Here is a 15,680-nt window from a genome sequence, read left to right as displayed (position 1 = left end):
ATATGAAGTATTGCCCAAACTGCGCTGCTGTATTGACGATCAAAATCCCCGCAGATGATTCTCGTGAACGCCATGTCTGTGAATCTTGTCACAGCATTCATTATCAGAATCCGCGCAATGTCGTTGGCAGCATTCCCGTCTATGGTGAACGGGTGTTACTGTGTCGGCGTGCCATTGAACCGCGTCATGGTTATTGGACATTGCCGGCAGGTTTCATGGAGCTTGGTGAAAGTACTAGCCATGGCGCTGCTAGAGAAACACTTGAAGAAGCTGGCGCCCAAGTGGAAATTGGTCCGCTTTATTCTTTATTAAATGTTCCCCATGCTGAGCAAGTGCATCTTTTCTACTTAGCCACTATGCCTACTCCCGAGTTTTCTGCTGGTGAAGAGAGTCTTGAGGTAGCACTCTTTTATGAACATGAAATCCCTTGGGCTGACTTGGCTTTCCCAACTGTTAAGCAGACGCTAGAGTGGTTCTTTGCAGATCGGGCTGCTGGTCTTCTTCAAGCGGGCAAAGAGTTTCATGTTCGCAGTCGCGATGTCTCGCCCTCCGAGAGGGTGTAGTGAGTGAACTATGAGCCAGATTGCTTGGCTGGGCCCTCATGACCCTTTTCCTAATCCACTCCTAGCTCCTGATCCTGACCCCAGCGTTCCTGGCCTCATTGCCGTGAGTGAACGTATTTATCCTGGACAGCTCTCTCGGGCTTATCAACTCGGTATTTTTCCTTGGTACTCTGATAATCAACCGGTCTTGTGGTGGTCACCTGATCCTCGAATGGTTTTAAAGCCAAGCGCCTTTAAGTGCAGTGACTCTCTGAAAAAATGCATTCGTTTGTTTTACCAAGATGCAAATGCACAAGTTCAAGTCGATATGGATTTTGGTGGGGTAATCCGCGCTTGCGCGACCAGTGAGCGCAAAGATCAGGATGGCACTTGGATTACCCATGAAATCATGGATGCCTATACCGCACTGCATGAACAAGGTCATGCTCATAGTATTGCTGTCATGGAGCAAGATCAACTCATTGGCGGCCTGTATTGCGTCTCCTTTGGCGGTATGGTTTTTGGTGAGTCCATGTTCAGCCGCAAACCTGGCTCCTCTAAGATAGCCTTGGCGGCCTTAAGCGCCTGGTGCTTACAAAATGGCATTGCGATGATCGATTGCCAACAAGAGACAGCCCACCTGAGCTCCTTGGGCGCTACGCCTATTCCGAGAAAAGAATTTCTGGAAGCACTGCAAATATCTCTAAATCAAACTAAGATTGAAGCATCTTGGACCTTTGATAAAACCATCTTGACCCACTGGCTATGACCCAGCTTAAAGAACTTCCGCTGACCGCAATCCAGTTTTATGCAACTGCGCCCTACCCTTGTAGCTATCTGCCAAATAAAATGGCGCGCTCACAAGTGGCCACTCCATCTCATTTGATTCATGCGGATATTTATAACGAATTACTTAATGCGGGTTTTCGTCGGAGTGGTCTCTATACCTATCGCCCTTATTGCGACAACTGCAGAGCCTGCATTGCTACCCGCATTTTGGTGAATCAATTTATTCCCTCTCGGAGCCAAGGTCGCGCTTGGAAAAAACATTCTGGATTACAGGCGTTTGTGTTGAACTTAGGCTATCAAGAAGAGCACTACCAGCTCTATCAACACTATCAAAATGCACGTCATGCTGGCGGTGAAATGGATAACGATGATCAAGATCAATACATGCAGTTCTTATTGCAAAGCCGGGTGAACTCACGCATCGTGGAGTTCCGTGATGGACCCCACGACTCCCATCCCGGCCGTCTTCGTATGGTCAGCATGATTGACATCCTCGAGCAAGGCATTTCTTCGGTTTATACCTTCTTTGATACCTCGGAACACGCAGCCAGTTACGGAACTTTCAGCATCTTGTGGCAAATTGCTCAAGCTAAAGAGCTGAACCTACCCTATTTGTATCTCGGCTATTACATTCAAGAGAGTGAGAAGATGTCCTATAAGGTGAACTATCAACCGATGGAAGGTTTGATCGATGACCACTGGCAAGCATTGAGTGGGTCATAATATCTACCCATGATTGATCCCTATTCTCTTTTACGCCCTTGGCTCTTTTGTCTAGATCCTGAACAAGCGCATAACCTGACGCTCAGTAACTTAGATCGTGCACAACGCTGGGGTTTACTTGAGCGCTTTGTTACCAAACCCATAGCTGATCCACAAACGCTTTGCGGCATCACCTTTCCGAACCCTGTCGGTTTAGCTGCGGGTCTGGATAAAGATGGTAAGCATATTGATGCTCTCGCTGCGCTTGGCTTTGGATTTTTAGAGATTGGTACAGTCACTCCTCGCCCACAAGCTGGCAATGCTAAGCCCCGCATGTTTCGGCTCACTGAAGCCCAGGCGATTATTAATCGCATGGGGTTTAATAATGATGGGGTTGATGCTTGCGTAGTACGTGTACGTCGCTCCAGCTTTTGGCAATCCGGCGGTGTCTTGGGGATGAATATCGGCAAGAATGCAGATACGCCGATTGAGAATGCGGCAAGCGATTACATCTTGGCGATGCAGGCTGTTTATGAGATTGCCTCCTACATTACAGTCAATATCTCCTCCCCGAATACCCAGAATCTGAGAGCACTCCAAGGCGAAGAGATGTTGCGCTCATTACTCAGCAAGTTAGATCAAGCTCGGCAAGAATTATGTGATCGCTATGGTGTGCGCAAACCGCTCTTCTTGAAAATTGCGCCTGACTTAAATACAGAAGACATCCATTTAATTGCTGACCTATTAATGGAGTTTCAAATCGATGCCATCATCGCCACCAACACTACGATTGCACGTGATGCAGTTCAAGGTATGCAATATGGGCAAGAAACGGGCGGCTTATCAGGCGCGCCAGTTCGGGCAGCATCGAATCAAGTAATTAGGGCGCTCAAAGCCAGATTAGGAAACACTCTGCCAATCATTGGCGTAGGCGGCATTATGTCGGGGGCAGATGCCAGGGAAAAAATCATGGCTGGAGCGTCTTTAGTTCAACTCTATAGCGGCCTCATCTACCGAGGCCCGGATCTTGTGAATGAGTGTGCCAAGGCGCTCAGACAGCCCTGATCCCAAGCCCAAGTGGGTGTTTTTCCAGCCTCAATTCCATAAAATGGGATTTCATAATATGCAATTAGCTCTGAAATCGATACAATAAGGGCTATGAGTACGACCAAACCGATCAAAACTGCTAAAAATACTGGCGAAGTTGGCAAAACTGCCATCCAGGTGCTCGATCGCATGATGAACTTGCTCGACGCCTTAGCCGAGCAAGAAGAATCTTGCAGCCTCAAGAATTTGGCTGAGCAAACTGCTCTGCATCCCTCCACTGCCCACCGAATTTTGAATGACATGGTTGCTTGCCGTCTGGTTGAGCGTGGCGATGGCGGCACTTATCGACTTGGCTTAAAACTGCTAGAACTTGGTAACTTAGTCAAAGCACGACTCTCTGTTCGTGAAGCTGCACAAGTACCCATGCGTACCCTTCACAAGCTTACAGGTGAGACTGTCAATTTATCCGTTCGCCAAGGTGATGAAATTGTGTATGTCGATCGTGCCTATAGCGAACGCTCTGGCATGCAAGTAGTTCGAGCCATTGGTGGACGTGCCCCGCTTCACCTGACCTCAGTCGGAAAACTATTCCTATCAAGTGATGACCCTAACCAAGTGCGCGCCTATGTGACACGTACAGGGCTTTCTGGTCATACTCGCAATAGCATCACTGATTTAGCCAAACTAGAAACTGCACTCAATCAAGTGCGTAGAGATGGCAATGCACGTGATGATGAAGAACTTGAGCTCGGCGTGAGCTGTTTAGCTGCGGCGATTTTGGATGACTCAGGAAAATTGGTTGCTGGCTTATCACTGAGCGCTCCAACAGACCGCATGCAAGCTGACTGGCTAAAGGCACTACAAGACACCGCGCTCCAGATCTCCAAGGGAATGGGCTTCAAACCCAAGTCCTCTGAGCCTGGTGCTCCAGCCTAAATTACATTAAGCGACGGATGGGTTGAGCGCCTGAAGGCATGCGCTCATACCAATCACGCACTCTCACTGCATCTGCAAAACGCGATTGGGTTCCAACAGAATCTAAGAAGACCAGCAATAAGGGTGTGTTGTTCACTCGTGCTTGCATAACCAGACACTTGCCTGCGGCATTAATAAAGCCAGTCTTTTGCAATCCGATATTCATATCACCAGAACGCACTAAGCGATTCGTGTTTAGAAATTTTTGCGGGCGATTTGCAATCACCATCGTCAAATCAGGCCAAGTAGAGAACTCACGAATCGTCTTGTATTGATACGCGGCATTGAGCATGCGGGTGAGGTCCTCGGCTGAAGCAACGTTCTCGCTCATCAGGCCAGTAGGATCAGCAAAATGCGAATGGTCCATCCCAATGTCTTTTGCTTTGCGGTTCATCGCATCCACAAATGCTGGAATACCCCCTGGATAGTTACGACCTAAGGTATATGCTGCACGGTTTTCGGAAGACATCAGCGCCAGTAAGAGCGCTTCTTCACGCGTGAGTACAGTTCCGCCAGCTAGGCGAGACTTGGCATAAATGTGAACATCGTCCGCATTAATCACAATGGTCTCATCCATGGGCAACTTGGAATCCAAGACAACCATTGCTGTCATTAATTTTGTAATGGATGCAATCGGCAGGCTAACGCTCGGATTTTTTTCAAAATACACTTCTTTAGTGTCTTGGTTGACAACCATTGCAACACTAGATTTGAGGCTGAGCTCATCATGCTGACCGCGTAATCCTAGAGCAGTGGCAAGAGATGGTGGTCCGGCAACCACTGGCGCATTCGAACGCGTAACAGTCACTCGGACTGTCTTAGGTCTCTTAGGCGATTTAGCAGTCTTTACAACTACCTTGCTCGATTTGGCTTGCTTATCTTTATCCTTATCTTTGCTAGCTGCAAATACTGGTGCATTTACAGAGGCAGTCAAGCCGATCAGCAAAGCTAGGGCAAATGGCCAAAATCGATTCAAACGCATCCCAAAATACCTTCCAAAACTTTCAACATACCGAATGATAATTAATTTCTAATGTCAGAAAGGGTTTATTCGCCCCATCTTGGACATTTTGGGGTGTTCTATTCTGCAATCGTAGCTACCGTATTGGTTTGACGGGCATTAACCAGAACCACCCCAGTCATCGTTAAGCCCAGACCGACAGCCATCATGGCGGTAAATGGCTCATCAAATAGGAACCAAGCCATCAATGCCGTGGTTGGTGGTGTGAGATACAGCAAGCTGGTGACTTTGGTAGCCGCCCCCTTACGAATCATCATAAATAACAAACTAATCGATCCAATGGATAGCGGAAAGATAGCCCAAAGCAAAGCACCAATGACCGAAGCATTCCAGACCATCACGCCAGACTCAAAGAAATACATGCAAAGAAAACAGAGGACGGCTGATACGCCAAACTGAATGGACGAGCCTGCTCGCAGATCAAACACTGGGCAATACTTTTTCTGATACAGAGTGCCAAAAGTAATTGAGAGTAAGGCAATGACGGCCAATACATAACTAGCAAATGGAATATGGGCAAAGCCAATTTTTTCCATCACTACCAAAGCCACACCCGCAAAGCCAAACCCCAAGCCTATCCATTGGCGTGGAGTCACTTTTTCTGAAACCCATGCCGCAAACCACGCTGTCAAGATCGGTTGTAGACCAACAATAATGGCCACTAAGCCAGCAGTCATTCCGAGTCGTACTGCAAACCAAACCCCGAGTAAATAACCAAACTGCAACAAGATGCCAGCAACCGCAATATGCTTCACTTGCGACCAACTCGGCCAAGTGATTCGCCAAATCAGACTGAGTGCTGCCATGGCAGCTAGAACGCCTGCAAAACGCCAAAACAAAAATGTGGCTGGCTCAACATAGGGCATCGCCAACCGTGCGATGACAAATCCCGTACTCCAAATCAGCACAAAAAACGGTGCAATAGCATTATCTAAACTAAGCTTCATGAATCTCTTGCTGAAAATTGGGGGGATTGAACTGAATCATTGATTTTAGGCTCTTTTGTTATGGTGACTCTGCTACCCACTAAGGCGAAGTCATGATTCTTTATGCTGCGACGCAATATTAATGATGTAAAATTCCTCCAAACCCTATACAGTGAGGCATAGACCTCAAGCGAAAATTGAACGCAAATCCAAATGAAAGGGATTGAAATGAACTTAACACCAGAACAAATCGCAGCAGCGCAAAAAGCCAATTTAGAAACCTTGAGTGGTTTGACCAATCAAGCGCTCCAGAGTATTGAGAAACTCGTTGAACTCAATATGCATATTGCCAAACAAAGTTTGAGCGACAGCATGACTAGCGCAAGAAAAGCTTTGGAAGTAAAAGATATCCAGCAGCTCCTAGCCCATCAAGCTGAAGCAGTGCAGCCTATGGCAGAGAAAATTATGGCTTATAGCCGCCACTTGTACGAGTTGGCTCATGAGACTCAAAACAACTTCACTAAGTCTGCTGAAAAAGAATTTCAAGCGGGTCAAGAAAAAATCAATGCATTGGTAGAAGAGTGGACGAAGAATGCCCCCGCCGGTTCCGATGCAGCGGTGCAGGCAATGAAGCAAGCAATTGCTTCTGCAAACAATGTGTTTGAAACTAGCCAGAAAGCAGTGAAGCACGCGGTTGAGGTAGCACAAACAAATCTCAGCACGGCTACTGACACTGTGATGAAAGCTGCAGATACCGCAACGAAAGCTGCAAAAAAGAAATAATTTACCTGATCTCCTGTAATGCAAAAGCCCCGATTACTCGGGGCTTTTTCTTTTGAACTGGCTCAGCTATTTAGGACTTCTTCTTCACTGGTGGTAAATCTGTACAGTGCCCATGCGCTGCTTCAGCTGCCAGACCCACAGACTCACCTAGCGTGGGATGTGGATGAATAGTTTTGCCAATATCTACCGCATCAGCACCCATCTCGATGGCTAAGCAGACTTCACCTATCAGATCACCTGCGTGGGTTCCGACAATACCGCCACCAATAATGCGATGGGTGGCTGCATCAAATATCAATTTGGTGAAACCTTCATCACGACCATTTGCAATTGCACGACCACTTGCAGCCCATGGGAAGAGACCCTTCTCATAGGCAATGCCTTGAGCTTTACACTGCTCCTCAGTTAAACCAGCCCAAGCTACCTCAGGGTCTGTATAGGCAACGGATGGGATTTGCTTGGCATCAAAGTAAGACTTTTCACCCGCTGCAGCTTCAGCAGCGACATGACCTTCATGCACTGCTTTGTGTGCCAACATGGGTTGACCAACAATATCCCCAATAGCAAAGATATTTTGCACATTGGTGCGCATTTGTTTATCCACTGAAATGAAGCCCCGCTCGTCCACCTGAACACCGGCCTTGCCCGCATCAATCTTCTTACCATTTGGAGTCCGACCTACCGCTACCAATACCAAATCATATGTTTGTGGTTCTGCTGGGGCATTCTCGCCTTCAAAAGTCACTTGAATACCATCCAATTTCACTTCCGCTTTAGCAGCGCGCGTCTTCAGCATGACTTTTTCGAAGCGTCCGGCATTAAACTTCTCCCAGACTTTTTCTAGGTCGCGATCAGCACCAGCCATCAGACCATCCATCATCTCTGCAATATCAATGCGTGAGCCAAGCGTGCTGTATACGGTTGCCATCTCTAAACCAATAATGCCACCGCCAATCACGAGCATGCGCTTCGGAATACTCTTGAGTAATAAAGCGCCAGTACTATCCACAATTCGGGGATCCTCTGGCAAGAATGGCAATTTCACAGGCTGACTGCCCGCAGCAATAATGGCCTTCTGAAAGCGCACTACTTCTTTTTGGCCAGTCAGGTCTTGACCAGTGCCATTGGTTAATTCCACTTCAACGTGATGAGCGTCTAAAAATCGTCCTAAGCCACGCACGGTTTTGACCTTACGGGCTTTTGCCATACCAGCCAATCCACCGGTCAATTTAGCAATCACAGAATCTTTATAGCCACGCAGTTGATCAATCTCGATCTTGGGCTCACCAAAAGTGATGCCATGCTTAGACATGGTTTTGACTTCATCCATCACCGCAGTGGTATGCAGCAAAGCTTTTGAGGGAATACAGCCAACGTTCAAGCACACGCCACCCAAGGTAGCGTAACGCTCTACTAGAACAGTATTCATACCCAAATCAGCACTTCTAAATGCCGCGCTATAGCCACCAGGGCCCGCACCGAGTACCAATACTTCACATTCATGATCCACTTTGCCACTGTATTGACCAGCAACGGGGGCTGGGGCTGGAGCCGCAGCAGGAGTAGATGAAGTGGCAGCTGGTGCAGCCACAGCAGCAGGCTTAGCTACAGGGGCAGCAGCACTTGCCTCAATCTCAGCAATCACTGTGCCTTTACTAACCTTGTCACCCAACTTTACTGAAATGCTAGTGACGGTTCCCGCAGCGTCAGCTGGAACTTCCATCGTCGCCTTATCAGATTCGAGCACTAACAGTGGCTGCTCTTTTTCAACTACATCACCAACTTTAACCAGCACTTCAATTACTGGAACATCAGAATAATCGCCAATATCAGGCACGAGGATCATTTGCTTAGCCATAAATCCTCCTTACAGCGAAGCACGACGGAAGTCGGCTAAAAGTTGTGCGATATACACATTGAAGCGCGTTGCTAATGCGCCATCAATCACGCGATGATCAGCAGAGAGTGATAATGGGCAAATCAGACGTGGCACAAATTGCTTACCATCCCAAACGGGTTTCATGGCAGCTTTGCTAACGCCCAGAATAGCGACTTCAGGAGCATTCACAATTGGAGAGAAGTAAGTTCCTCCAATGCCACCTAAAGAGGAGATCGTAAAGCTCGCGCCCTGCATCTGATCAGGCTTTAACTTACCATCACGGGCAAGCGCAGCCAGCTCAGAAGTCTCTTTAGCCAACTCAAAGATACCTTTTTTATCTGCGTCTTTAATTACCGGCACAACCAATCCCGTTGGCGTGTCTGCAGCAAAGCCGATATTGAAATATTTTTTGAGAATTAGATCATCGCCATCGAGCGAGCTATTGAACTCGGGATATTTCTTCAAAGCAGCAACTGCAGCCTTCATTAAGAATGCGAGCATCGTAATCTTGACACCCTTCTTTTCATTCTCTTTATTGGTAAGCACACGGAATGCCTCCAAATCAGTAATGTCTGCATCCTCGTGATAAGTTACCGCAGGAATCATCACCCAATTGCGGCCAAGGTTCGCTGCAGTAAGCTTCTTAATTCGATTTAAGGGTTGACGCTCAATTTCACCAAACTTTGTGAAATCCACTTTTGGCCATGGGATCAAATTGAGACCGCCCAAGCTGCCACCGCTGGATGCTGAGGCACTGGTAGCGCCACCACTCATTGCGGCTTTCACAAAAGCTTGTACATCTTCCTGAGTAATGCGCCCCTTAGGGCCAGATCCCTTAACCTGAGTAATGGTCACGCCCAACTCACGCGCAAATTTACGTACGGATGGACTTGCATGACTTAACGCAGCATCCACCGCTGGGGCTACATTGCTCACCGGAGGCGGTGCTGGAGCACGAACAATTGGAGGCTCAACTGCCTTAGTAGGTGCAGGTGCTGTAGTTGCAGCTGGTGCACTTACTGGGGCAGCAGCTGAAGATCCACCTTCAAGAATCAAGACCACTGATCCCTCAGATAAGTTGTCGCCGACTTTCACTTTGACTTCCTTAACAACGCCGGAGTGTGTTGAAGGAACATCCATAGTGGCTTTATCAGACTCCAGTACAACGATAGATTGCTCTTTCTCAATCTTGTCGCCGGCCTTCACCAACACCTCAATCACGGGTACATCTTTATAGTCACCAATATCAGGGACTTTGATCTCCATGGATCCACCACCAGAACTTGCAGGGCTTGCAGCTGGAGCAGGGGCTGCTTGAGCTGGAGTAGCCGCTGTAGCGCCCTCTTCCAAAGTGATCACAACAGATCCTTCAGAGAGGCTGTCACCCACTTTGACCTTCACTTCTTTCACAAGCCCAGAGTGAGATGAGGGAACATCCATCGTTGCTTTATCAGACTCCAGAACAACGATAGATTGCTCTTTCTCAATCTTGTCGCCGGCCTTCACCAACACTTCAATAACAGGCACATCTTTATAGTCACCAATATCGGGGACTTTGATTTCGATTATTTGACTCATGAATTGATCTCGTTTTAAACCGTCATTGGGTTTGGTTTAGTGGTGTCGATGCCATACTTCTTGATCGCTTCAGCCAGTTTTTGACGATCCATCTGGCCTGCATCCACCAAAGATCTCAAGGCAGTCACAACCACCCAGCGACGATCCACTTCGAAGAAGTCACGGAGTTTTTCACGGGTATCAGAACGACCAAAGCCATCCGTACCCAATACTTCGTAGCGGCGACCTAGGTGCTGAATTGCTGGACGAATTTGCTCAGCAAACAAACGGACGTAGTCGGTTGCAGCAATCACAGGGCCAGAAGTATCTTTGAGGCACTTTTCCACATGGGACAAAGCTGGCGCCGCAGTTGGGTTGAGCAAGTTGGAGCGGTGTACTGCATTCCAATTGCGACCCAACTCAGTAAAACTTGGGCAACCCCATAAATCCGATGCTACACCCCAATCTTTTTGCAATAACTCAGCAGCCTCAATCACTTCACGGAAGATGGTGCCAGAACCAAGGAGCTGAACGCGCAACTTCGCTTTATCGTCACCAACTGACTTGAGCTTGTACATTCCTTTAATGATGTCTTTTTCAGCACCTTTAGGCATCGCTGGATGTGCATAGTTCTCATTCATCAATGTGACGTAGTAATAAACGTCCTCCTGCACTTCCAACATACGACGCATACCATCCTGAATCACTACTGCTAATTCAAACGAGAAAGTTGGGTCGTAGCTGATGCAGTTTGGTACTGCGCCACTCCAAAGATGACTGTGACCATCTTCGTGTTGCAAGCCTTCGCCGTTTAAGGTGGTTCTACCCGCAGTACCGCCTAACAAGAAGCCGCGGCTACGCATATCACCAGCCGCCCAGGCTAAGTCGCCGATACGCTGGAAACCAAACATCGAGTAGAAGATATAGAAAGGCAACATGGGCACGCCATGTGTAGAGTAAGAAGTTGCAGCAGCGATCCAATCGCACATACCACCCGCTTCGTTAATACCCTCTTGCAAGATCTGACCAGTCTTATCCTCTTTATAGAACATCAATTGATCGTGATCTTCTGGGGTGTAAAGCTGGCCTAATTGGTTCCAAATGCCGAGTTGGCGGAACATGCCTTCCATACCAAAGGTACGGGACTCATCTGGAACAATCGGCACTACACGCTTACCAATGGTTTTATCTCGCACCACAGTATTGAGCATGCGGACAAAAGCCATCGTAGTGGAGATCTCGCGACCCTCAGTAGTTGCTTCCAACAATGGTGCAAATGCATCTAATGCTGGTACAGGCAAACTCTCTGCCTTGGTTCGACGCTGCGGCAAGTAACCGCCTAACTCTTGGCGGCGCGCCTTCATGTACTCCAATTCAGGGCTGCCTTCAGCAAAGCTAACTAAAGGCATCTCATCAAGGTCTTCGTCTTTAACGGGAATTTCAAAACGATCGCGGAATCGGCGAACGTCGTCATCATTCATCTTCTTCGCTTGGTGCGCAATATTCATTGCCTCACCGGAGCCACCCATACCGTAACCTTTAATGGTGTGAGCCAAAATAACGGTAGGTTGATTTTTGTGATTTACCGCTGCATGAAAGGCTGCATAGACTTTATGCGGATCATGACCACCACGATTAAGTTGCCAAATTTCATCATCACTCCAATCACTTACTAAAGCTTTGAGCTCTGGCGTATTGAAAACGGTCTCACGGACATAGGCACCATTCTTTGATTTCATGGTTTGGTACTGGCCGTCAACGATCTCGCCCAAACGTTGCATCAAGATACCCTTTTTATCACGCGCAAATAAGGCATCCCAATGGCCGCCCCACACCACCTTGATGACATTCCAACCAGCGCCACGGAACTCACTCTCAAGCTCTTGAATAATGCTGCCGTTACCGCGTACTGGACCATCCAAACGCTGCAAATTACAGTTAATCACAAAGATGAGGTTGTCTAGCTTTTCACGGCCGGCCATACCAATAGCGCCCAAGGATTCAGGTTCATCGGTTTCGCCATCGCCCAAGAATGCCCAGACCTTGCGACCTTCATTCTTAATAAAGCCACGGTCTTGCAAGTAACGCATGAAACGCGCTTGATAAATAGCCATGATCGGACCAAGGCCCATCGATACCGTAGGGAACTGCCAGAAGTCCGGCATTAACCAAGGGTGTGGATAGCTTGAAATCCCTTTGCCACCAACCTCTTGGCGGAAGTGATTTAACTGATCGGCTGATAAACGGCCCAACATATAAGCACGTGCGTAAACGCCTGGTGCAGAGTGGCCCTGAACAAAAATTAGGTCGCCACCATGTTCTGGTGATGGGGCATGCCAGAAGTGATTAAAGCCAACGTCATATAAAGTTGCTGCTGACTGGAAAGAAGAGATGTGTCCGCCTACGTTTGTATCTTTATTGGCACGCAAGACCATTGCCATTGCATTCCACCGAGTGTAGGAACGAATGCGGTGCTCAATATTTTGATCGCCAGGTAACCGAGCTTGGTTCTCAACTGGGATCGTATTGATGTAAGGAGTTTCTGCATGGAAAGGTTGGACGACACCATTGACCCGTGCATGAGAAATTTGTTGATCTATTAAGTAAGCCGCTCTGTCAGCGCCTTCGTTATGAATGACACCATCTAAGGCCTGCAACCATTCTTGGGTTTCTCCAGGGTCTACATCCTGAGAATTTTGCTTACCTAATATCTGCTCTGGAACTGCAGCCATAACTTGTCTCCAATAAGTACTTCACTTGTATGTAGCAACTTTATAGACAACATTCTAGGAAGGTATATGGGTGTAAACAAGCAATTTCCCACATAATGATAATATTTCTCATAATGTGGTAATTTATTGCAGCGCAAATAAGATGCTGATTTAATGGGGAAAAATGGCTTTCTAAGCACGTAATAAGGCAAAATGACCCTCATTCATGAAATTTACGGCTTTGATTAGCATTCTCTTTAGTCCATTTAAATGGCTCCGAAAAATCCGGGGATTTAGGCTCGTTTACACCCCCCTGATTGCCATCGTGCTCTTTACCGTAGTCATGGGCATCATTCTGGGCACTTTGCACTTACAAGAAAAGAATCAACAAGAAGCCGCCCTATTTCGTGAACTGTCGTTTGCTAAGCAACGCATCCAATTGCGCTTTGCCAATAATCTAGAAGCGTTCACCAGTATTAATCGCGAACTGGCTGCTACCGAAGATCAAGTCAAGCTGAACAAAATTGCTTTTGAGCAAGCACAGGCGCTTGCACTAAGCAACCATGAAATCATCAAAATCATTTCACTGAATCAAAATCTGCAGAATCAATGGATGGCCCCACAAGGCAGCAAGAATAGTAATTGGATTGGCAATACACAAAATAGCCAAGCTAGCACTAGCGCACTAAACAGTACGGTTGAATTAAGCAAAATTACTGGCAGAGCTGCATTTAGTAAATTCATGAGCTTGGATATTCCTAGTCAGGACCCATTGGCAAAAGAGAGTAGCATCGTGTTCTGGCAAGTAGTGCCCAATATCGTGGGCGGTGAGGCTATTGGATACCTAGCTGTGCTCTACTCCACCCAAGGAGTGTTGGATATTATTCCATCCGATCTAAAAGCCCACTACCGCTTTACCTTGCTGGCAGATGATGAACGCATTTTGTCTATTTCCTCTGATCGCGGGACACCTAAAAGATCTTTTAGCAACCAAACGAGTTTGGATATTGGAGTACTGAGTCCAAACCTGACCTTACGAATTGATACCTATCCTCCACCAACAAATTTAACCTTTCGAATGTTGATTGGCGTGCTGTTGGGGTTGAGTGCCTTCGTGATTTGGAGTTTGTGGTCAGTCTTAAAACAGATGCAAGTTCGTCAAGAGGCAGAAGCCAGTTTGCGTAAAGAGACGAGCTTTCGAAATGCGATGGAAAACTCTACACCAGTTGGTATACGTGCGCATGATATGGATAAACGTATTACCTATGTCAATCGCGCATTCTGCGAAATGACTGGCTGGAACCCTGAAAAGCTCATTGGACTGAAGCCCCCTTTCCCCTTCTGGCCAGACGCTCGACGTGAGGAGTTGTCCGAGAAGATGAATCGGGCCTTGAACTCTGAAGTTGTCTCCAAAAAGGGTATTGAGGGAGCTATTTTGCGGCGCAATGGCACACTCATTGAAACCCGTACCTTCATTGCACCTTTAATTAATGAAAAAGGCAAACAAACCGGCTGGGTTACTTCTTTAATCGATATCTCTGAGCCTAAGAAGATTCGCGAAGAGTTAGCGGCCTCACAAGATCGCTTCACCACAGTTCTCGAGGGTCTGGATGCAGCGGTATCCGTAGTGGATCTAGAAACCAATGAACTTTTATTTGCGAATCGCTTCTACCGAGAAAATTTTGGCAATGACTCTAAAGGGCATTTCAAATTAGCAGGCGATATCAATACCATTAAAACGCTGCATGATATCGCTGAAGATATGCACGAATCTGCGCCATCTATTCCCGCCTCTTTTTTATATCAAGAATCTGAGTCAGAGGAAATTCAGCTCAGCGAAGATGGCAACCACTGGTATGAGGTGCGTCGACGCGTGATCCCATGGGTAGATGGTGAGCTCGCTCAGTTGCAGATTGCTACCGACATCACCATCCGCAAAGAAGCTGAAGAGTTAGCGCGTCAACAAGAAGAACGGATGCAATTTACGAGTCGCCTCACCACAATGGGTGAAATGGCTTCTTCCCTTGCCCATGAATTGAATCAGCCACTCTCTGCAATTTCAAATTACTGCATGGGCGTAGCCAAACGTTTAGATGGCAATATTGATCCTAATTTAAATAAAGAAGTTTTGCCAGCGCTAGAGAAAGCCTCAGAACAGGCTCATCGTGCAGGTACCATCATTCAACGCATTAGAGGATTTGTAAAGCGTAGTGAACCGCAACGCAAAACATCCTCAATAGCTGACATCATCAACGACGCAGTGGGCTTAGTAGAAATTGAAGCCAATCGTCATCGCTTAAGCATTGAATCAAATATTGCTGCAAATTTACGTGAAGTTAGCCTTGATCCTGTTCTGATATTGCAAGTATTAGTGAACCTGCTCAAAAATGGCTTGGATAGTATGCGGGAGGCCTACCCCCTGTCCTCGCGCTGGTCAGCCCCACCCGTCAAGATTAGCGCTGACTTGGACACCAATATTTTTCCGGCCATGCTCAGAATTCGGGTAACTGATTCTGGGGGTGGCATCGCCGAATCGGTGATTGAACGCATGTTTGAGCCGTTTTTCAGTACCAAAACCGATGGGATGGGCATGGGGCTGAATATTTGCCGCTCCATCATTGAATCCCACCACGGACGCCTCTGGGCATCCAATATTATGGATTCTGAACACACCAAGCTGGTCGGCTGCACCTTTACAATACTTCTACCCATAGAATCTTCGGATTCCATTGGAAATGCATAATTTTC

At 47.3% G+C, this 15,680-nt stretch carries 12 protein-coding genes; 7 read left to right on the top strand and 5 right to left on the bottom strand.

The window, feature by feature from the left end; translation table 11 throughout:
* The first annotated feature begins 2 nt into the window (after positions 1 to 2).
* The 5 genes from IEN92_RS06975 (at position 3) to IEN92_RS06955 (ending at position 4,016) form a co-directional block, all read left to right on the top strand.
* Positions 3 to 563, top strand: coding sequence for an NUDIX hydrolase (locus IEN92_RS06975; RefSeq protein WP_216161900.1), 561 nt, complete (start codon positions 3 to 5; stop codon positions 561 to 563).
* Positions 564 to 573: 10 nt separating this feature from the next.
* Complete coding sequence (gene aat / locus IEN92_RS06970; protein WP_216161897.1) at positions 574 to 1,311, top strand: leucyl/phenylalanyl-tRNA--protein transferase; 738 nt, start codon at positions 574 to 576, stop codon at positions 1,309 to 1,311.
* Positions 1,308 to 2,054, top strand: coding sequence for an arginyltransferase (locus tag IEN92_RS06965; RefSeq protein ID WP_216161894.1), 747 nt, complete (start codon positions 1,308 to 1,310; stop codon positions 2,052 to 2,054). Before aat ends, IEN92_RS06965 begins: the two co-directional genes overlap by 4 nt.
* 9 nt (positions 2,055 to 2,063) lie before the next feature.
* Positions 2,064 to 3,098 carry a quinone-dependent dihydroorotate dehydrogenase gene (locus IEN92_RS06960; RefSeq protein ID WP_216161891.1) on the top strand — a complete coding sequence of 345 codons (1,035 nt, stop codon included), beginning with the start codon at positions 2,064 to 2,066 and terminating at the stop codon, positions 3,096 to 3,098.
* A 93-nt stretch (positions 3,099 to 3,191) separates the two neighbouring features.
* Positions 3,192 to 4,016: an IclR family transcriptional regulator gene (locus tag IEN92_RS06955; RefSeq protein WP_215376232.1), complete on the top strand. Its 825-nt coding sequence runs from the start codon at positions 3,192 to 3,194 to the stop codon at positions 4,014 to 4,016.
* Position 4,017: 1 nt separating this feature from the next.
* On the opposite strand, the gene IEN92_RS06950 is transcribed toward IEN92_RS06955, so the two are convergent.
* Complete coding sequence (locus IEN92_RS06950) at positions 4,018 to 5,037, bottom strand: serine hydrolase (protein WP_215376229.1); 1,020 nt, start codon at positions 5,035 to 5,037, stop codon at positions 4,018 to 4,020.
* Between the two features lie 98 nt (positions 5,038 to 5,135).
* Positions 5,136 to 6,023, bottom strand: a complete 888-nt coding sequence (locus IEN92_RS06945; RefSeq protein ID WP_216161888.1) for a DMT family transporter — start codon at positions 6,021 to 6,023, stop codon at positions 5,136 to 5,138.
* A 207-nt stretch (positions 6,024 to 6,230) separates the two neighbouring features.
* On the opposite strand from IEN92_RS06945, the gene IEN92_RS06940 reads away from it, so the two are divergent.
* On the top strand, positions 6,231 to 6,785 hold the full coding sequence (locus IEN92_RS06940) for a phasin family protein (RefSeq protein ID WP_215376224.1): 555 nt from the start codon (positions 6,231 to 6,233) through the stop codon (positions 6,783 to 6,785).
* A 70-nt stretch (positions 6,786 to 6,855) separates the two neighbouring features.
* Here the strand turns inward: IEN92_RS06940 and lpdA are convergent, their stop codons facing one another.
* The 3 genes from lpdA to aceE are packed head-to-tail and all read right to left on the bottom strand — an operon-like array spanning position 6,856 to position 12,953.
* On the bottom strand, positions 6,856 to 8,643 hold the full coding sequence (lpdA, locus tag IEN92_RS06935; protein ID WP_216161885.1) for a dihydrolipoyl dehydrogenase: 1,788 nt from the start codon (positions 8,641 to 8,643) through the stop codon (positions 6,856 to 6,858).
* A 9-nt stretch (positions 8,644 to 8,652) separates the two neighbouring features.
* Complete coding sequence (gene aceF / locus IEN92_RS06930) at positions 8,653 to 10,242, bottom strand: dihydrolipoyllysine-residue acetyltransferase (protein ID WP_216161883.1); 1,590 nt, start codon at positions 10,240 to 10,242, stop codon at positions 8,653 to 8,655.
* A 14-nt stretch (positions 10,243 to 10,256) separates the two neighbouring features.
* The gene (gene aceE / locus IEN92_RS06925) at positions 10,257 to 12,953 is read right to left on the bottom strand and encodes a pyruvate dehydrogenase (acetyl-transferring), homodimeric type (RefSeq protein ID WP_215376215.1); all 2,697 of its coding nucleotides are present in this window, start codon (positions 12,951 to 12,953) and stop codon (positions 10,257 to 10,259) included.
* A 205-nt stretch (positions 12,954 to 13,158) separates the two neighbouring features.
* Here aceE and IEN92_RS06920 point away from each other — a divergent pair, with 205 nt between their 5' ends.
* Positions 13,159 to 15,675 (top strand): PAS domain S-box protein, encoded by a 2,517-nt coding sequence (locus IEN92_RS06920; protein WP_216161879.1) that lies wholly within the window; start codon positions 13,159 to 13,161, stop codon positions 15,673 to 15,675.
* Positions 15,676 to 15,680: the final 5 nt, after the last annotated feature.

Source organism: Polynucleobacter sp. MWH-Creno-3A4 (genome assembly GCF_018881885.1).
Taxonomy (GTDB): Bacteria; Pseudomonadota; Gammaproteobacteria; order Burkholderiales; family Burkholderiaceae; genus Polynucleobacter.
This window is presented reverse-complemented; position numbering and strand designations above follow the sequence as displayed.

What these genes read in the sequence shown, in the direction of transcription:
- IEN92_RS06975 (WP_216161900.1), top strand. Translation starts at nt 3, where the DNA reads ATGAAGTATTGCCCAAACTGCGCTGCTGTATTGACGATCAAAATCCCC.
- aat (WP_216161897.1), top strand. Translation starts at nt 574, where the DNA reads ATGAGCCAGATTGCTTGGCTGGGCCCTCATGACCCTTTTCCTAATCCA.
- IEN92_RS06965 (WP_216161894.1), top strand. Translation starts at nt 1,308, where the DNA reads ATGACCCAGCTTAAAGAACTTCCGCTGACCGCAATCCAGTTTTATGCA.
- IEN92_RS06960 (WP_216161891.1), top strand. Translation starts at nt 2,064, where the DNA reads ATGATTGATCCCTATTCTCTTTTACGCCCTTGGCTCTTTTGTCTAGAT.
- IEN92_RS06955 (WP_215376232.1), top strand. Translation starts at nt 3,192, where the DNA reads ATGAGTACGACCAAACCGATCAAAACTGCTAAAAATACTGGCGAAGTT.
- IEN92_RS06950 (WP_215376229.1), bottom strand. Translation starts at nt 5,037, where the DNA reads ATGCGTTTGAATCGATTTTGGCCATTTGCCCTAGCTTTGCTGATCGGC.
- IEN92_RS06945 (WP_216161888.1), bottom strand. Translation starts at nt 6,023, where the DNA reads ATGAAGCTTAGTTTAGATAATGCTATTGCACCGTTTTTTGTGCTGATT.
- IEN92_RS06940 (WP_215376224.1), top strand. Translation starts at nt 6,231, where the DNA reads ATGAACTTAACACCAGAACAAATCGCAGCAGCGCAAAAAGCCAATTTA.
- lpdA (WP_216161885.1), bottom strand. Translation starts at nt 8,643, where the DNA reads ATGGCTAAGCAAATGATCCTCGTGCCTGATATTGGCGATTATTCTGAT.
- aceF (WP_216161883.1), bottom strand. Translation starts at nt 10,242, where the DNA reads ATGAGTCAAATAATCGAAATCAAAGTCCCCGATATTGGTGACTATAAA.
- aceE (WP_215376215.1), bottom strand. Translation starts at nt 12,953, where the DNA reads ATGGCTGCAGTTCCAGAGCAGATATTAGGTAAGCAAAATTCTCAGGAT.
- IEN92_RS06920 (WP_216161879.1), top strand. Translation starts at nt 13,159, where the DNA reads ATGAAATTTACGGCTTTGATTAGCATTCTCTTTAGTCCATTTAAATGG.